The 16,757-nt window shown below is 52.6% G+C and carries 13 protein-coding genes; 9 read left to right on the forward strand and 4 right to left on the reverse strand.

What is annotated here, in order from left to right; all coding sequences use genetic code 11:
- The first annotated feature begins 40 nt into the window (after positions 1-40).
- Entirely contained in the window at positions 41-1,498 is a 1,458-nt protein-coding gene (locus tag Q8K39_RS14330; protein WP_305261184.1) for a PLP-dependent aminotransferase family protein, read from the forward strand.
- Between the two features lie 168 nt (positions 1,499-1,666).
- Positions 1,667-2,992, forward strand: a complete 1,326-nt coding sequence (locus Q8K39_RS14335) for a dicarboxylate/amino acid:cation symporter (protein ID WP_186954472.1) — start codon at positions 1,667-1,669, stop codon at positions 2,990-2,992.
- A 64-nt stretch (positions 2,993-3,056) separates the two neighbouring features.
- On the opposite strand, the gene Q8K39_RS14340 is transcribed toward Q8K39_RS14335, so the two are convergent.
- Positions 3,057-4,289, reverse strand: coding sequence for a TCR/Tet family MFS transporter (locus tag Q8K39_RS14340; RefSeq protein WP_305261188.1), 1,233 nt, complete (start codon positions 4,287-4,289; stop codon positions 3,057-3,059).
- Positions 4,290-4,367: 78 nt separating this feature from the next.
- Between Q8K39_RS14340 and Q8K39_RS14345 the strand changes: the two genes are divergently transcribed.
- The 3 genes from Q8K39_RS14345 to Q8K39_RS14355 all read left to right on the forward strand — a co-directional run bounded on the left by Q8K39_RS14345 (position 4,368) and on the right by Q8K39_RS14355 (position 9,437).
- The gene (locus Q8K39_RS14345; RefSeq protein WP_222616555.1) at positions 4,368-5,678 is read left to right on the forward strand and encodes a hemolysin family protein; all 1,311 of its coding nucleotides are present in this window, start codon (positions 4,368-4,370) and stop codon (positions 5,676-5,678) included.
- A gap of 107 nt (positions 5,679-5,785) precedes the next feature.
- Positions 5,786-7,060 carry an Hsp70 family protein gene (locus tag Q8K39_RS14350; RefSeq protein ID WP_305261189.1) on the forward strand — a complete coding sequence of 425 codons (1,275 nt, stop codon included), beginning with the start codon at positions 5,786-5,788 and terminating at the stop codon, positions 7,058-7,060.
- Between the two features lie 148 nt (positions 7,061-7,208).
- On the forward strand, positions 7,209-9,437 hold the full coding sequence (locus Q8K39_RS14355) for an EAL domain-containing protein (RefSeq protein ID WP_305261190.1): 2,229 nt from the start codon (positions 7,209-7,211) through the stop codon (positions 9,435-9,437).
- Positions 9,438-9,490: 53 nt separating this feature from the next.
- Here the strand turns inward: Q8K39_RS14355 and Q8K39_RS14360 are convergent, their stop codons facing one another.
- Positions 9,491-10,051 (reverse strand): Spy/CpxP family protein refolding chaperone, encoded by a 561-nt coding sequence (locus Q8K39_RS14360; RefSeq protein WP_305261191.1) that lies wholly within the window; start codon positions 10,049-10,051, stop codon positions 9,491-9,493.
- Positions 10,052-10,360: 309 nt separating this feature from the next.
- On the opposite strand from Q8K39_RS14360, the gene Q8K39_RS14365 reads away from it, so the two are divergent.
- From Q8K39_RS14365 to Q8K39_RS14375, 3 genes are all read left to right on the forward strand, one after another.
- Entirely contained in the window at positions 10,361-11,089 is a 729-nt protein-coding gene (locus Q8K39_RS14365) for a response regulator (protein ID WP_186954519.1), read from the forward strand.
- On the forward strand, positions 11,086-12,432 hold the full coding sequence (locus Q8K39_RS14370; protein ID WP_186954467.1) for an ATP-binding protein: 1,347 nt from the start codon (positions 11,086-11,088) through the stop codon (positions 12,430-12,432). Before Q8K39_RS14365 ends, Q8K39_RS14370 begins: the two co-directional genes overlap by 4 nt.
- A 106-nt stretch (positions 12,433-12,538) precedes the next feature.
- On the forward strand, positions 12,539-13,009 hold the full coding sequence (locus tag Q8K39_RS14375) for a DUF2721 domain-containing protein (RefSeq protein WP_186954518.1): 471 nt from the start codon (positions 12,539-12,541) through the stop codon (positions 13,007-13,009).
- Positions 13,010-13,075: 66 nt separating this feature from the next.
- Here Q8K39_RS14375 and Q8K39_RS14380 read toward each other — a convergent pair whose 3' ends face one another.
- Positions 13,076-14,479, reverse strand: a complete 1,404-nt coding sequence (locus Q8K39_RS14380) for an immunoglobulin domain-containing protein (protein ID WP_305261192.1) — start codon at positions 14,477-14,479, stop codon at positions 13,076-13,078.
- Positions 14,480-14,853: 374 nt separating this feature from the next.
- Here Q8K39_RS14380 and Q8K39_RS14385 point away from each other — a divergent pair, with 374 nt between their 5' ends.
- Complete coding sequence (locus Q8K39_RS14385; protein ID WP_305261193.1) at positions 14,854-16,518, forward strand: long-chain fatty acid--CoA ligase; 1,665 nt, start codon at positions 14,854-14,856, stop codon at positions 16,516-16,518.
- On the opposite strand, the gene Q8K39_RS14390 is transcribed toward Q8K39_RS14385, so the two are convergent.
- A partial coding sequence (locus Q8K39_RS14390; RefSeq protein WP_305261194.1) for a hypothetical protein occupies positions 16,515-16,757 on the reverse strand: 243 nt, incomplete at its 5' end. The two genes, Q8K39_RS14385 and Q8K39_RS14390, sit on opposite strands and share 4 nt — an antisense overlap.

Here is a 16,757-nt window from a genome sequence, read left to right on the forward strand (position 1 = left end):
GTATTTGTGCAGTCAACGACTGATATCTCATCATCGACATATGCAAAACCTACCCCTCTATAAGCAACTGGCCGAGCATTATCTGAATGCCATACGCTGCGGCACGCTGAAACTGGGCGACCGCATGCCCTCGGTGCGCAAGCTCATGCATGTGCACGGCGTCAGTCTGTCCACTGCGTTACAGCTGTGCCGCCAGCTGGAGACCGAAGGCTGGCTGGAAGCCCGCCCGCGTTCAGGGTATTTTGTGCGGCAACCACGCCGGGTGCGCCTGATTCCAGCGCAAGAGCCAACCATAGGCAAGATCATTGACCCGGCGCAGTTTGTCGGCATCCATGAACTGGTGTCAGAAATCATCGCGCAGGGCCAGCGCCAGGTGAAATGCAATCTGGCACGGGCAACTGGTGGCCCTGCCCTGTACCCGCACCAGCAATTACGCAGCCTGACTGTCAGTACCCTGCGCCGCTATCCAGAACTGCTGACCAAGACAATTACGCCGGGTGGTAACCGTGAACTCAAAGCGGCACTGGCCAAGCGCGCACTTGATTCCGGCATCAGCACATCTGCTGATCAGGTCATCATCACCAATGGCTGTATCGAGGCTTTGAACCTGGCCTTGCGTGCAGTCGCGCAAGCAGGTGATGTCATCGCAGTCGAGTCGCCGACTTTTTATGGTCTCTTGCAAGTGCTGGAAAGCCTGGGCATGAAGGCGCTGGAAATACCCACCAGCCCGAGTACCGGGATTTCTGTCGAAGCGCTGGAACTGGCGATGCGTACCTATGACAATATCAAGGCGGTGGTGGTGGTACCGCATTTGCAAAATCCGTTGGGCAGCATGATGCCCGATCAGCATAAACAAAAACTGGTGGCGCTGTGCGAAGCACAAGGCATACCGCTGATAGAAGATGACTCTTATAGCGCACTGGCAGATGGCGACAAGATACCCACTGCATTGAAGCAATGGGACCATAGCGGCAATGTGATTTACTGCGCATCCGTGCATAAAATTCTTGCGCCAGGCATGCGTGTTGGCTGGATACTGGCAGGACGCTGGCAAGAACGTGTGAACATGCTGAAGTATGCACACACGCGTTATAACGAAGAATTGTCACAGATAGTCACAGCAACTTTTTTGCTGTCATCAGCTTATGACAGGCACCTGCGGAAACTACGTAGCAACCTCGCCGTGCAAAGAGAAAAAATGGCTGAAGCAATTGCCACTTACTTCCCGGAAGGCACGCGCGTGACCATGCCGGCAGGCGGAGTTTCGTTGTGGGTAGAGATGCCAACCGGAACTTCATCCCGTGCTGTTTTTGATGCTGCGCTAGAGGAGAGTATCCTGGTTTCTCCGGGCTTGATGTATTCCAATTCAAATCGTTTTGATCATTTTTTGCGACTCAATTGTGGCATGCCATATACCCAGGATCTCGATGATGCGATGCGTTTACTGGGCCGCATTATTCAACATCAGGCTTCATCAAAACAAATTATTGCCGCGTAAATCTCTACGTAAAAAGCTGCGTAATTTTTAAGCACTGTGGAAAGCCACAATTGTGGCTGATCCACGGATTTTTCATAATGGCTGCACTGACGGAAAAAAATTCCGCAACGTGCTCGCCATAATGATTTCATGCAGGCGAGACTTTATACCATCCCATGGAGACCAAGGATGAAAGCTCAAGCCTTCTACAAATCCCTGTATTTTCAAGTCATCACCGCCATTGCACTGGGCGTGTTTCTTGGCCATTTTTACCCTGAATCTGGCACCGCCATGAAGCCTCTCGGCGATGGCTTCATCAAGCTCATCAAGATGATGATCGCGCCGATTATTTTCTGTACTGTAGTCGTTGGCATCGCCGGTATGGAAGACATGAAAAAAGTCGGCAAAACCGGTGGCATGGCATTACTGTATTTTGAAGTTGTCAGCACGCTGGCACTGATCATCGGTCTCGTCATTGTCAATATTGTGCAACCTGGTGCTGGTATGCATATCGATGTGCAAACACTGGATACCAAGAGCATCGCCGCATTCGCCGCACCTGGAAAAATGCAGACCACGACAGAGTTCCTGATGGCGATTATTCCTACTACGTTCACCGATGCTTTTGCCAAGGGTGAGATACTGCAAGTCTTGCTGATCTCGGTATTTTTCGGCTTCGCCCTGCATCGTTTTGGCGGACGCGGCACGATGGTATTTGATCTGGTCGAAAAATTTTCCCACGTCTTGTTTGTCATCATCGGTTACATCATGAAAGTTGCTCCCATAGGTGCCTTTGGCGCGATGGCTTTTACGATAGGTAAGTATGGTGTTGGCTCACTGGTGCAACTCGGTTTCCTGATGGCGACTTTCTACGCGACCTGCCTGATTTTCATCTTCGTGGTGCTGGGTGCGATTGCCAGGGTACATGGTTTCAGTATCTGGAAATTCATCAAATACATCAAGGAAGAATTGCTCATCGTACTTGGCACGTCTTCATCAGAATCAGTGTTGCCACGCATGATGGCCAAGCTGGAAAACCTGGGTGTGAAAAAATCCGTGGTTGGCCTGGTGATCCCTACAGGTTACTCCTTTAATCTGGATGGCACATCCATCTACCTGACCATGGCTGCGGTATTCATCGCCCAGGCCACGGATACACCGATGACAATGATGCAGCAAATCACTTTGCTGGGTGTTTTATTGCTGACATCCAAGGGTGCAGCAGGCATTACTGGCAGCGGCTTCATCGTGTTGGCGGCTACCCTGTCTGCAGTCGGTGGCGTACCGGTCGCTGGCCTGGCTCTGATACTCGGTATAGACCGCTTCATGTCCGAAGCACGTGCCCTGACCAACCTGATCGGCAATGGCGTCGCCACGGTCGTGGTGGCTAAATGGGGCAATGACGTGGATGTCGTCAAGATGCAAAAACGCCTGAACAATGAAACCACGGAAGAAGCAGAAGATCCTGAACTCTTGCTGGATACTGCATCCATGCATACTGCTGTACGTCACTAAACTGCTTAGAATTTGGATATAAAAAGGCGGACTCTCAAGTCCGCTTTTTTTATCCCTGCAAACTTCAGCTACTTTTTTTCAAGTGACGCAGTGCCAGAGTCAATGCCATTAATTGCACGCTCGCGGCCAAAAAGAAAGGTGCGCCCAGCCAGACACTGCCCTTGGAAAAATGACTGACTTGCCCGACGATGGAAGTGCCGATCAGGGTGGCAAACACGCTCATGATACTGGCCAGTGCCGTCAACGACCCCATGGCCAGGCCTTGTGAACGCGCATCGACGGCGCGCGAGAAAAAGCCTTGCAAGGCAGGTCCGGCGGCAAAGGCCAGTACATTACACAGGATCAGCACGTACATCATCCAGCCCTGGTTTGCCAGCCCATACATGCCCAGCGCAATAGTAGAAGAGGCAAGGCCGATCAAGACTGCATTGGCATCCCCTACCCGCTTGATATAACGCCCCAGAAAAACACCCTGCATGAGTACGCTGGATACACCAACCATGAACAGAGAAAAACCATTTTGCATGGGGGTCCAGCCAAAGCGCAATTCTGTTGATAACACCCAGGTGGTTTGCAAGGTGAATTGGGCAAACATGGTCAGTGCATACACCCAGACCAGCGCACCTACGCCCCGTAAATGCGCGAGGCCACTAAGACCGGCAAAGGGATTGGCAGCAGAAATATGAAAAGCCTTGCGATGATCGGCAGGCAGTGATTCTGGCAGCGTGAAATAACCATACACCACATTTCCCAGCGCCACGGCAGCGGCCAGATAAAACGGGTAATGGATATGCATTTCACCCAGCATGCCGCCTATGACAGGGCCACAAATAAAACCCAGGCCAAACATGGCACCTATCTTGCCCAGGGCTTTGGCGCGATTTTCCGGGCTGGAGACATCGGCGATATAAGCATTCGCGACTGACAGATTACCCGCCGTGATACCTCCCAGGGCGCGCACCAGCAGCATCCAGTAAATAGTCGTGACCTGAGTCAGCAAGAGGAAATTCAAGCCCAGACCGAATACACATATCAATAAGACCGGGCGGCGACCATAACGGTCACTGAGTGCGCCTATCATCGGTGCAAAGATAAATTGCATGACGCCATAGATGGCGACAATTGCACCATACCAGTAAGCCTGGCTATCTGCCTGCAAGGTATAACTGGCCACCAGCCGCGGCAATACCGGGATGATGAGGCCTATGCCCAGGATGTCCAGAAACACCGTGATCAGGACAAAACGCACATTGGTGGGCAGCGGTTTGACGGCATCCGTCTGTTCAGAACTTGTCATGGATGACGACCTTTAAGCAAAATTGACAAAGCACAATAGTATATGATTACCGCAAGATAGATTTGTAGAGGAGGCAATATGGCTTTGTTTGATCATTTTCTTATCATTGCTTTGCTGGTCGCCATCAGTGCATTCTTTTCCATGTCAGAAATATCGCTGGCGGCTGCGCGCAAGGTTAAATTGCAGATACTGTATGCGGAGGGCGAGCAACGTGCGGGCAAAGTGCTGGCGCTGCAACAAGAGCCTGGGCATTTTTTCACCGTCGTGCAGATAGCCCTGAATGCGGTGGCCATACTTGGTGGTATCCTCGGTGAACAGGCTTTGACGCCTTACATACAGAAAGCCCTGGTGGCGGTGTTTGGTATGACCAGCTGGGTGGAGACCGTCAGCTTTGTCACATCCTTTTTGTTCGTGACGTCGATTTTTATTTTGTTCGCGGACCTGATGCCCAAGAAGATCGCCATGATTTCGCCAGAAACCGTGGCGATGCTGGTAGTCAGCCCCATACTCTTGTGCGTACGCCTGTTCAAACCTCTGGTCTGGGTATTCAATGGCCTGGCCAACCTGATCTTGCGGCTGTTTAATTTGCCGACGACACGTAATGAACAAATCACTTCAGATGAAATTTATGCCATGTTTGATGCGGGAGCTGAAGCCGGGGTAGTGCTGCAAAGCGAGCATCACATGATAGGCAATGTGTTTGAACTGGAAAGCCGCACCGTACCATCAGCCATGTCACAGCGCGACAGCATCGTTTATTTCACCCTGCAAGACAGCGATGTGGTGATACGCCAGAAGATTGCCGAGCACCCGCATACCAAGTTTCTGGTCTGTGATGGCAATATCGACAATGTTGTTGGCTATGTCGAATCCAAGGATATTTTGAAGCGCGTGCTGACCAACCAGGCTTTCACCAAGGTGCAGGAATTATCGATACGCACGGCACTGGCCGTGCCTGACTCGCTGACCCTGTCCGAAATGCTGGAGCAATTCAAGGGCACACGCGAAGATTTTGCCGTGATCTTCAATGAATATGCGCTGGTCGTCGGTGTGATTACCCTCAATGACGTGTTGAGCACCCTGATGGGCAATCTGGTTCATCCTTTCCTGGAAGACCAGATCGTCCAGCGTGATGCCAATTCCTGGTTGATTGACGGTGCAACAACAATCGAGGATGTCTGCCGCGCGCTTGACATAGATGGCTTGCCTGAGCAGGGAAGCTATGAGACCATTGCCGGTTTCATGATGACCATGCTGAAAAAGATACCCAAGCGCACGGATTTTGTCATGCTGGGTGCTTATAAGTTTGAAGTCGTCGATATTGATCATTACCGCATTGATCAATTACTGGTGGTCAGACTCGATAGTTCGGATGCGAATGCGTCCTGACTGACATCTTAAGATCTCGTTTTTTCATTGCTTTTTCATCGCTTTTTGATTGTTAACAGCAGCTCAACAACAAGGCTGCTGGCTTAGCCGTTTTTATCAGGATTTTCATGTTGCACGCTTGTGGAGTAGATTTTGGCACCTCGAATTCAACCGTAGGCTGGCACCAGCCGGGGCAGCCTGCGCTTTTGGCGCTGGAAGATGGCAAAGTCACATTGCCATCGGTGGTGTTTTTCGATGTCGAAGATGATCAAGTCACTTATGGCCGTGCCGCGCTAAGCAATTATCTGGCGGGCTATGAAGGCCGTTTGATGCGTTCCATGAAAAGCTTGCTGGGTACCAGCCTGATGGATGGCCAGACTGAAGTACAGGGCAAGGCCGTACCTTTCCGCCAATTACTGGCGCAGTTTATCCGGGAACTCAAATTGCGCGCCGAAAAGTCGGCGGGTACGCATTTCAGCCAGGCTGTCATGGGTCGCCCTGTGCATTTTATCGATGATGACAGCAAGGCCGACAAACTGGCACAAGACACCCTGGAACAAATCGCCCGCGCCGCCGGTTACAAGGAAGTGCAATTCCAGTATGAGCCCATCGCTGCCGCCTTTGATTATGAATCACGCATCAGCAAAGAAGAGCTGGTGCTGATTGCCGACATAGGCGGCGGTACTTCAGATTTCTCACTGGTCAGGCTGGCACCCGAGCGTGCCCACAGGATAGACAGGAAAGACGATATCCTTGGAAATGGCGGTGTGCATATCGGTGGCACCGACTTTGATAAATACCTGAGTTTGAACCATGTCATGCCTTTGCTGGGTTTGGGTGGCCGTCTGGGTAGCCAGATCGACGTGCCATCCAGTTATTATTTCAACCTCGCGACCTGGCACACGATTAATCTGACTTATACCCAGAAAGTCTGGCGCGAATTGCAAGAAGTGTACCGCGATATCAATACCCCTGAATTGCGCCTGCGGTTTGAACGCCTGCTGAAACTGGTAGAAGAACGCGATGGTCACTGGCTGGCTATCAAGTCGGAAGAAGCCAAGATATTATTATCAGATCAACAAACCATAGACTTGCCACTGGAGCGTTTGCGTAGCAAGCAGCCAACAGCAGCCTGCCACCTGGCGCTGGATCAGGAAGGTTTGCAAACATCCATCGCCCATTTAACCAGCAGTATCGGTGACACTGTCAAAACCGTACTGAACATGGCAAATATCAAACCTGAGCAAGTCGACACCGTGTTTTTCACTGGCGGCTCCAGCGGCGTTCGCGGTCTGCGGCAGCAAATCTCCAGCATAGTCCCGACCGCCACCAAGGTCGAAGGCGATTTGTTTGGCAGCATAGGTGCGGGTCTGGGCCTGGATGCAGCACGTCGATTTGCGTGACAACTTCGCGTGCAAGGAACTTGTCAGTTTTAAACCAAACCCATTTCACTTAAAGTCACATTATCTTTGAGCAACTCGCCACAACCGGGGTCAAAACTTAAACTATACTTGTCACATCACTGAGCAGGCTTTTCTATTCGGAGAATGCATGTCTGACGAACAAGACGATGATGAGCTGTTCCTGATTGAGGATGTGGAAGAGGATTCCATCACTCAACAAGGTGTACGCAGCTGGAAAATCGCCATCGTCGATGATGACGAAGATGTGCACCGCACCACCTGCTTTGCGCTGCAATATGTGCAAATACTGAATCGCCCGCTGGAATTTATCCACACTTACTCCAAAGATGAAACCCGCAAGGTCTTCGCCACCGAAAGCGATATCGCCGTAGTATTGCTCGACGTGGTCATGGAGACCGAACATGCAGGACTGGAGCTGGTCAGCTATATCCGTGATGAGCTGGGCTGGACCGACACCCGCATCATCCTGCGCACTGGCCAACCTGGCTATGCACCGGAAGAAGAAGCCATACGCGACTACGACATCAATGACTATAAAACCAAGAATGAGCTGACGCGCAAAAAACTGCTGACTTCGCTGACCGCTGCCATACGTTCGTATGAGCAAATACGCACTATCGACGCCAGCCGTCGTGGCCTGCATCAGATCATCAGTTCCAGCGCGGCCTTCAGTTTTGAACATGGGATACAGTCCTTTGCCAGTGGCGTCATCACTCAAATAGCCGCCTTGTGTGGCGTACCGCCAGAAGGCTTGTTATGCGCCCAGGGTGAACTTGATGAAGCAGATGAAGACAGGCCCCAGATATTCAATGTCATCGCTTCTGCCGGACATTACAGCAGCCTGATGAATTGCCCTATCGACAATATCCACAACAGCAGGATACGCGATGCCCTGAGACATGTGCTGACCAAACATGAACCCCTGTTCACCGAGCACAGCATGACACTGTATTTTTCCGGGCGCGGCAATCGCCCTCTGGCAGCCTACATAGACTTGCCCTTCTCATTATCAGAAATCAACCAGAATCTGCTGGAAGTATTTTGCTCCAATCTCGGTGTCTGCCTCGATAATCTGGGCCTGGTCAACCAGCTCAAGAACCATGCTTACCGCGACCAGTTATTAAAGCTGCCTAACCGCCTGAAGTTCATAGAGCAGATCAGCAGCACGCTGCAAGCTCAGTTACCGGGGCAAATGGTGGCCCTCATCGATATCGATGACTTTGCAGAAATCAATGACGTGCTCGGTCACCACTATGGTGACCTGATACTCAAGGCAGTGGCTGACAGATTGCGAGAAAAACTGGGCGAACCGATCTTCCTGGCGCGTATTTCTGGCGACGTCTTCGGCTTGCTGGGCAGTCGGGAGCTACTCGAACCGGACACTTTGCGACTCTTGTTTGTCGAACCATTCACCATAGAAGAAACTGCCCATGCAGTTTCCATGTCGATAGGGATGGTAGCTCTGGAAGGTTATGAGGGCGAAGGTGCCGAACCCCTGAAAGATGCCAGCATCGCCCTGAAACGTACCAAGATACATCAGCGCGGCAGCTGTACCTTATTTACCCGCTCGATGGGTATAGAAATACGCGAACGCGCCACCCTGATGCAGCACTTGCACAAGGCCTTTGATGCTGAACGCCTGTTCCTCATGTACCAGCCGCAAATCGATCTGGAAACCGGCAAGTTCACCGGCCTCGAAGCCCTGATACGCTGGCGCAATGATGATGGCGTGCTGATACCGCCGAATGATTTCATCCCGCTGGCCGAATATTCCGGCCTCATCATCAGCCTCGGTGCCTGGGTATTGCGTACTGCATGTTTCATGATGGTCAGATTGCAAAAAGCAGGTATCGCCCCGCAGCGCATGGGGGTGAATGTCTCGGTGGTGCAATTCCGCCAGGATGATTTTATCGATATCGTTGAACAGGCTTTGCGGGATACCGGTTTGCAGCCAGCGCACCTGGAGCTGGAAATCACCGAGTCAGTCACCATGAGCAGTGCCGCCCTGTTTGAAACGCGACTGGCAAAGTTGAAAGAGCTGGGTGTGAAGATCGCGATTGATGACTTCGGTACCGGTTTTTCTTCCCTCAGTTATCTCGACAAGTTACCGGTAGACAGGCTGAAAATAGACCGTGCCTTTGTCAATCAGATCGATACACCTGAGGGACCGCGCATTGCAGAACTGATTACACAACTAGGTAAAAAACTGGGCCTGCAAGTCATCGCCGAAGGTGTCGAGCATGAAATCCACTGGAAGACACTGGCAGCCATGGGTTGTCATGAGGGCCAGGGCTTTTATATAGGCCGCCCCATGCTGGAAGAAAATCTGATCAGCTGGATCAATCTCAGAAAATAGGCGCCCAGCGCAGGCAAGCTTTGCTTGCCTGGCTAAGCTGATCTTCAGCTAATTTACTTCTTGTCCATCATGGATGGACGTTCACCGTCCTTGTGCATACCATGACCATGCTCACCCATGCGCTTGTCCATACGGTCACGCATATGCGATGCCATGCGTTTGTGGCGTTCATCAAAAATCTTTTGCTGCTCAGGCGTCAACACGGCGTAAAAAGTTTTCAAGGCCGTCAGGCGTGTTTGCATTTTCGCCAGATGCTCTTTCATTTTTTCCAGGCTTTTTTCCATGCGCTCTGGCGTCGTCAGTTTTTCCATTTCCTTGCGGTCTGGACGGGCTGGCATGGTACCGGGATTCATGGCGTCAACAAAGGTCTTCCACGCAGGTTCCTGGGCTGCCGTTATTTTCAGTTTGTCATGTAATTCCGCCTGGTGTTTGGCCATGCGTTCTTTCATCTTTTCAGCCCACTTGCCAGGATCACCATGCGGCTTCTCGTGACCGGCATGGGCGGATGCACTTGGTGGAGCAGAAGATTGCGCCACAACGTTGCCTGCACTAACGGCGAGACCCAGACTGACGCTCACCAAAGCAATGCAGAATTTTTTTTGTAAGGTTTTCATGATTTTCTCTTTCTGAACTGAAGAACAAACTCACTCATTTGCCAGGCCCATCCGGCAAAATAAAGTGCTAACCTGACTGATAGACTTCTGGACTTGAATCAAGCCCGGCATCACGCCTCAGACATGCTTTGCATCTTGCCGCACACTTGTAACGATGAAATGTCGCTCTGCTCTCGCATTGTATCGACGTGTAACAGGCAGAATTTTGCAGGCGTGGTATGTTACTTACTGTTTCCTCCAAGCGTTATCATAACAAGACGATACAAAATCGGGATTTTTATCGCCAGGACCAGGCTCATAATGAAGAACATGGACACACCAAATAAAATTCTCATCGTTGACGATGACCGCGACATCCGCAACCTGCTGGCCGATTATCTCGATAATAATGGCTACAGCACAGTCACCGCCGCGGAAGGCAATGCCATGACGGCCGCGCTGCAAAACCACCAGATAGATCTGGTGGTGCTGGACCTGAACCTGCCTGGCGACGACGGCCTGACCCTGTGCCGCAACCTGCGCAGCAAATCGACCTTGCCTGTCATCATGCTGACAGCCCGTGGGGAACCGCTGGACCGCATCCTGGGCCTGGAAATGGGGGCAGATGATTATTTGCCCAAACCTTTTGAACCACGCGAATTGCTGGCACGCATACGCAGTGTCTTGCGACGCACGCAAAGCAATGTCAACCAGCATACCGGCGAAGCCCTGCAAAAACTCAAATTTGCTGGCTGGACCCTGGACCTGACGGCACGCCACCTGATCAGTCCGGATGGCATGGTGGTCTCGCTTTCAGGGGCAGAGTTCCGTATGTTGAATATTTTCCTGGAACATCCCAACCGCGTGCTGAACCGTGATCAGTTACTGAACATGACACATGGCCGCGATGCTGATCCCTTTGACCGTTCGATTGATATTCAAATCAGTCGTTTGCGACAAAAATTGCGCGAAGATGCACGTTCGCCGCAAATCATCAAAACCGTCAGGAATGGTGGCTATGTGCTGGCCGTGACTGTCGCCGTGGAGCAGGACGCATGAAAATCCTGTCGTCGATGTGGGGCAGGGTATTCGCCATACTGTTGCTGGGCGTGATTGCTTCGACGGTGCTGACCTGGTCACTGGCTTTCGGTGAAAGACAAAAAACCATCTCGCAATACCGGGATTCACATGCTGTTGAACGGGCCGAACAACTGGTGCTGGCACTGGACGCCCTGCCCGCAGAAAACCGCGAAAAATTCCTGGCCACCGCACCGCGCCTGGGCTTGAAGGTAGCCACTCTGCCGGCCGAGACTAGCGACCAGGCCCCGCGCTCTGAGTATGCCGCTGCCGTCAGTGAAAGACTGGGCAAGACATTTCGTGTGATGTCGCTGGCACAGGATCCGGGGTCTTGTCCGCGTATGCCGCAGAACATACAAACCAACCGCCTGCCGTGTGAAGCCCTGGGCATCACCCTCAATGATGGTACGGCGCTGCGCCTGACGGTATTACCACCACGTAATCCGGCGCCGCCCTTGCGCCCCGATTTCCTGCAATACCTGTTCCTGTTTTTAGCCAGCATTGCCATACTGGCATTTCTGATCGCCCGCATGACCATGCGGCCATTGCAACAAATGGCCAAGGCAGCCACTGCCCTTGGACAAGACATTAACCGCCCTCCTCTGCCGGAAAAAGGGGCGACTGAAATTTTGCTAGCGACCCGCGCCTTCAATGCCATGCAGGCGCGCATACGCCAGCATATTGCCCAGCGCACCCATATGCTGGCCGCCATCACCCATGATTTGCAAACCCCGCTGACCCGCCTGCGCCTACGCCTGGAAAAGGTCAGGGACGAAGAATTGCGCGACAAGCTCATCGAAGATTTGTCAGGCATGCAAATGATGATACGCGAGGGCCTTGATCTGGCACGCAGCATGGATAGTAACGAAGCCCTGAAGCCGTGCGACCTGGATTCACTGCTCGACAGTGTCTGCGCCGATGCTGCTGATGCCGGGCAAAATGTCAGCTTTGAAGGCAAACCCGGTCTGACCGTCATGGCCAGGCCACAAGCTCTGCGCCGCTGCCTGACCAACCTGATCGACAATGCCGTCAAATATGGCCATTACGCCACGGTCAGCCTGGTCGCAGGCAAGGATGCCGCCAAGGATGTGCTTCATGTCTTGATACGCGACGGTGGCACAGGTATTCCGCCTGAATTTCAAAGCAAGGTGTTTGAGCCATTTTTTCGCATGGAAACATCACGCTCTCGCGAATCCGGCGGCACCGGCCTGGGCCTGACCATCGCCCAGAATATCGCCCAGCAGCATGGCGGCCAGTTGCAACTCAATAATCTGCCTGAAGGCGGGCTGGAAGTACGCCTGACCTTGCCTGTGCAATCAGCCTGAATATAGTCCTGTCCCTGTGTCTGAAATTTGACGAATCTGCGGCATGCTCTCGCATGCTGGCCCTTGCCCCTGTAGAATTCGGAAAAAGCTTGAGGACTTGCACATGATTAATCTACAACTAGGCGATGTCAGCCACATTATCCAACTCGCCATTGCCCCGGTGTTTCTGCTGACAGGCGTGGGGACCATACTGTCAGTACTAACCAGCCGGCTGGCCCGCATCATCGACCGTTCCCGTGTCGTTGAAGAATTACTGCATGGTGAAAATAGTCCGGCAATCAGCCCTGCCGGGCTGGAAGAAGAATTGCACGAACTGTACGAACGCTCGCATTTAATCAACCGCGCCATTACCCTCAGCACCTCTTGCGGTTTGCTGATCTGCCTGGTGATTGCGGCTTTGTTCACGGGTGACGCCACCAACCTGAATCTGGAAAAGCTGATTGCCTCCCTGTTCGTGGCTGGCGTATTTTCCCTGATAGGCAGCTTCATTTTTTTCATGCGTGAGATTTTTGTCGCAACCAAGACCCTGGCACGCCAGCGCAAACTGGGCAGACGCAAGATCATCGCCCGCGAGTAAGAATTCAGCCCATAAAAAAAGCCCCGCCGTTTCATCCGGGCAGGGCTTTCTGTGAGAACTGCGCTGTTACTTGGGTGCAGCCTGGACCAGCACGATCACATCGATGGAGGCAGTCGCCGGGTTGGCAACCGTAATTGGCTGGTAACTGCCACTGGCACGGAATATCAATACCGTATCGCTGGACACAGTAGGCGCGACAAAACCGGCATTGCCAGTCGTGCCACCCGCGATGAATACCGTAGGGCCAGCCACCTGCGACCAACTGTAATACACGATATTCGAGCCAGTATTTGAAGGCGCATCAACTTTCAAGGTAACCACCCCGCCCGAAGCCACGACCTGAGTAGGCGTGTAAGAAACCAGGGATATCGGTGGCAATGGATCCACATAGAAGACAACATCCATTTGCGTAATCGGATCAAGTGAAAATCCACCCGGCGAAATCGAAGAATTCGAGGCATTCAGCGTAAATACAAATGCTGTACGGCTATTGATGAACTTGGGCAAAGCCGTGCTGGCAACACTGGACGCTGAATTAAAGATTTCTACTGCAGGGCCGGATTTTTGTTTCCACAAATAAAAAATCGGTGTGCTGGTATCTACCTTGCCATTGGCATCATATTTGACCGATTTGCTGCCATCCAGGGTAATCGTGGCACCGGCGCTGACCACGCCGCCACTATACGAGATAGGCACGACCGTGGGTTTGACGACCGGCGTAACCGTTACGGTCTGGGTAGCCGTACCCACTTTTTGCTTGTCATCCGTCACCCTGCACTGAAATTTGAGGGCAGAAGCCACTGCCACTATCGGCGCTGTGAATGTCGTCGTGGCTGTATCGGTAGTCGCCAGATTGATGGTGGTGCCAACAGCGTCGCTGACTACCCACTGGTAAGAATAAGGTTCACCAGTCGCCGCCGGTGTGCCGCCACTGCCTGAGCAAGTCAGGGTGACCTTGTCGCCTGTGCTGGCAGTCAGGGAGCTACCCACTTTGGCAACCGGGTTGGCAGTAGTCGATGCTTCCTGTTTCACCAGCAAGGTAGTGGAAGCCTTGATGGTATTGCCTTTGACATCCACAGCATTCAGGGTCAGCTTGTAGGTATAGTCTGCTGTCAACAAGGCTGGAGGTGACACTTGCAGGACGCAACTGGCTTCTGTACCCGTGCTGCTTTTTTGCATGCTCTTGCAATCCGCATTGCTGACTGAGGCCAGCGGGTTGGCTGACAGCGTCAGGTTCTCTACCTGCCAGTACATATTCGTGATGACCCCGGCCGTGCTGCTGGCTTGGCCGGTAAAGTTCAGGGGTGCGCCGGTAACCACCGTCAGTGCTTCCGGCACGCCTATCGCCATGGGCGCAGCGCTTGGTCCGCCTGTGTTACCACTGCCCGAGCTGCTGCTGCCACCACCACCGCAAGCCAGCAATGCCAGGCTGGAAAAAACGACTAGGGCTGTTTTGATTTGCTGAACCACGCTGACTCCGATGACTTACAAAATAGGGGGATGCCTATCATTGTAGCTTCATGTCAGCATTTTCAATACCTTTGCATAAAGTGTTGACAAAATGTTTCAAGTTTCTGACAAAGATGATTTTTTTGCGAACGATCGTGCAAAAATGAATTAGGTATGGCACTCTAATAAAATCTAATAAGGGCTTACACAAAATTGTCCCAGCAAGGCTCTCGCTTTTGGGAACCTCCCGTAAAGGGAGGTTCGTTACGTCGGCAGACAACATGTTGTCTGAAACCCCGACTACACCGTAGCGACGAAGACAGTACTTAACAAAGTACTGTCTTTACAACGCAGCTGGGGCGGTTTTGTGGAAGTCCGTCTAACGGAGACTGTAGATGAACACTTTGCACTACGCCCACTGGCCGCAAGGCCTGCCCCATGAACTGGTCGTGCCTGAAGCCAGCGTGTACACCAATTTGCAAGTGTCCGCCCTGCGCTACCCCAACAAGGCCGCCATCATCTTCTATGACAGCATCATCACCTATAGCGAATTGCATGCAGAAGTGCTGGCGCTGGCGGGTTACCTGCAACAAGTCTGTGGCGTGCAAAGAGGTGACCGGGTCTTACTGAACATGCAAAACTGCCCGCAATTCATCATCGGTTTTTATGCCATCCTGCGGGCCGATGCCATGGTCGTGCCCGTCAATCCCATGCTGATGACAGATGAGCTAAGCCATTACATCGCCGACAGCGGTGCCAAAACCGCCCTGGTCTCTCAGGAAATATTTTCACGCCTGCAACCCTTGCTAGGTCATAGCATCTTGCAAAATGCGATAGTAGCCACTTACTCCGACCATCTGACCACAGCTACCAGCCTGAACATCCCAGATTTTGTCAAAGCTGAGCACCAGGTGCCGGAACAGGCAGGTGTCTGTAGCTGGCAAGCCGCGGTAACAGCCGGATACCAGCCACAAGCCCATCTGGCCGGGCCAGCAGACCTGGCCTGCATGCCCTATACCTCAGGCACCACTGGCAAGCCCAAGGGCTGCATACATACCCACCGCTCCGTCATCTTCAATTCTGTCGCCAGCCCCACCTGGTCCGGCAGCATAGTCGCCAATCACGTGTCGCTGGCAGTGCTGCCATTCTTTCATGTGACCGGTATGCAGTCCGTCATGAACAGCATGATTTACTGTGGCGGCACCCTGGTCATCCTGCCACGCTGGGACCGCGACGCCGCCGGGCAACTCATCACCCGTTATGCCGTCAGCAACTGGACCCTGGTGCCATCGATGATGATAGATTTCCTGTCCAACCCGCGCCTGGCTGAATACGATATCTCCAGGCTGAACCGTGTCTCCGGCGGCGGCGCAGCCATGCCCGCTGCGATTGCCCAAAAGCTGATGGACTTGTCTGGCCAGGTGTATATGGAAGGTTATGGCTTGTCAGAAACCATGGCCGCCTCGCACGTTAACCCACCCCAACGCATGAAGCAGCAATGCCTGGGCGTGCCCTACTTCAATGTAGACTCGCGCATCGTTGATCCAACCACCCTGCAAGAAGTCAAACAGGGTGAAACCGGCGAAATCTGGATACATGGCCCGCAAGTCTTCCAGGGTTACTGGAATGACCCGCAAAAAACTGCCGACTCTTTCGCCGAACTTGACGGCAAGAAATTCTTCCGCTCCGGCGACCTCGGCTACATGGATGCCGAAGGCTTCTTCTTCTTCACCGACCGCCTCAAACGCATGATCAACGCCAGCGGCTTCAAAGTCTGGCCAGCCGAAGTCGAATCCATGATGTACCAGCACCCAGCAATCCAGGAGTGCTGCATCATCGCCGCCCACGACGCCTACCGCGGCGAAACCGTCAAAGCCGTCATCGTCAAGAAACCCGGCAGCGATGTAACGGCAGAAGACATCATGAGCTGGGCCCACGACAAAATGGCCGCCTACAAAGTGCCAAAATTTGTGGAATTTGTGGACAACCTGCCCAAGTCAGGGACGGGCAAAGTCATGTGGCGGACGCTGCAGGAGAAAGAAGCGGCGAAGGTAAATTAGTAGGCAATGCAGCGATAAGGTCGCTTTTGTTGCTGTTGCTGTTGCTGTTGCTGTTGCTGTTGCTGTTGCTGTTGCTGTTGCTGTTGCTGTTGCTGTTGCTGTTGCTTTTGCTGTTGCTGTTGCTGTTGCTGTTGCTGTTGCTGTTGCTGTTGCTGTTGCTGTTGCTGTTGCTGTTGCTGTTGCTGTTGCTGTTGCTGTTGCTGTTGCTGTTGCTGTTGCTGTTGCTGTTGCTGTTGCTG

This window comes from Undibacterium sp. (assembly GCF_030683615.1).
GTDB classification, from domain to species: domain Bacteria; phylum Pseudomonadota; class Gammaproteobacteria; order Burkholderiales; family Burkholderiaceae_D; genus Undibacterium; species Undibacterium umbellatum.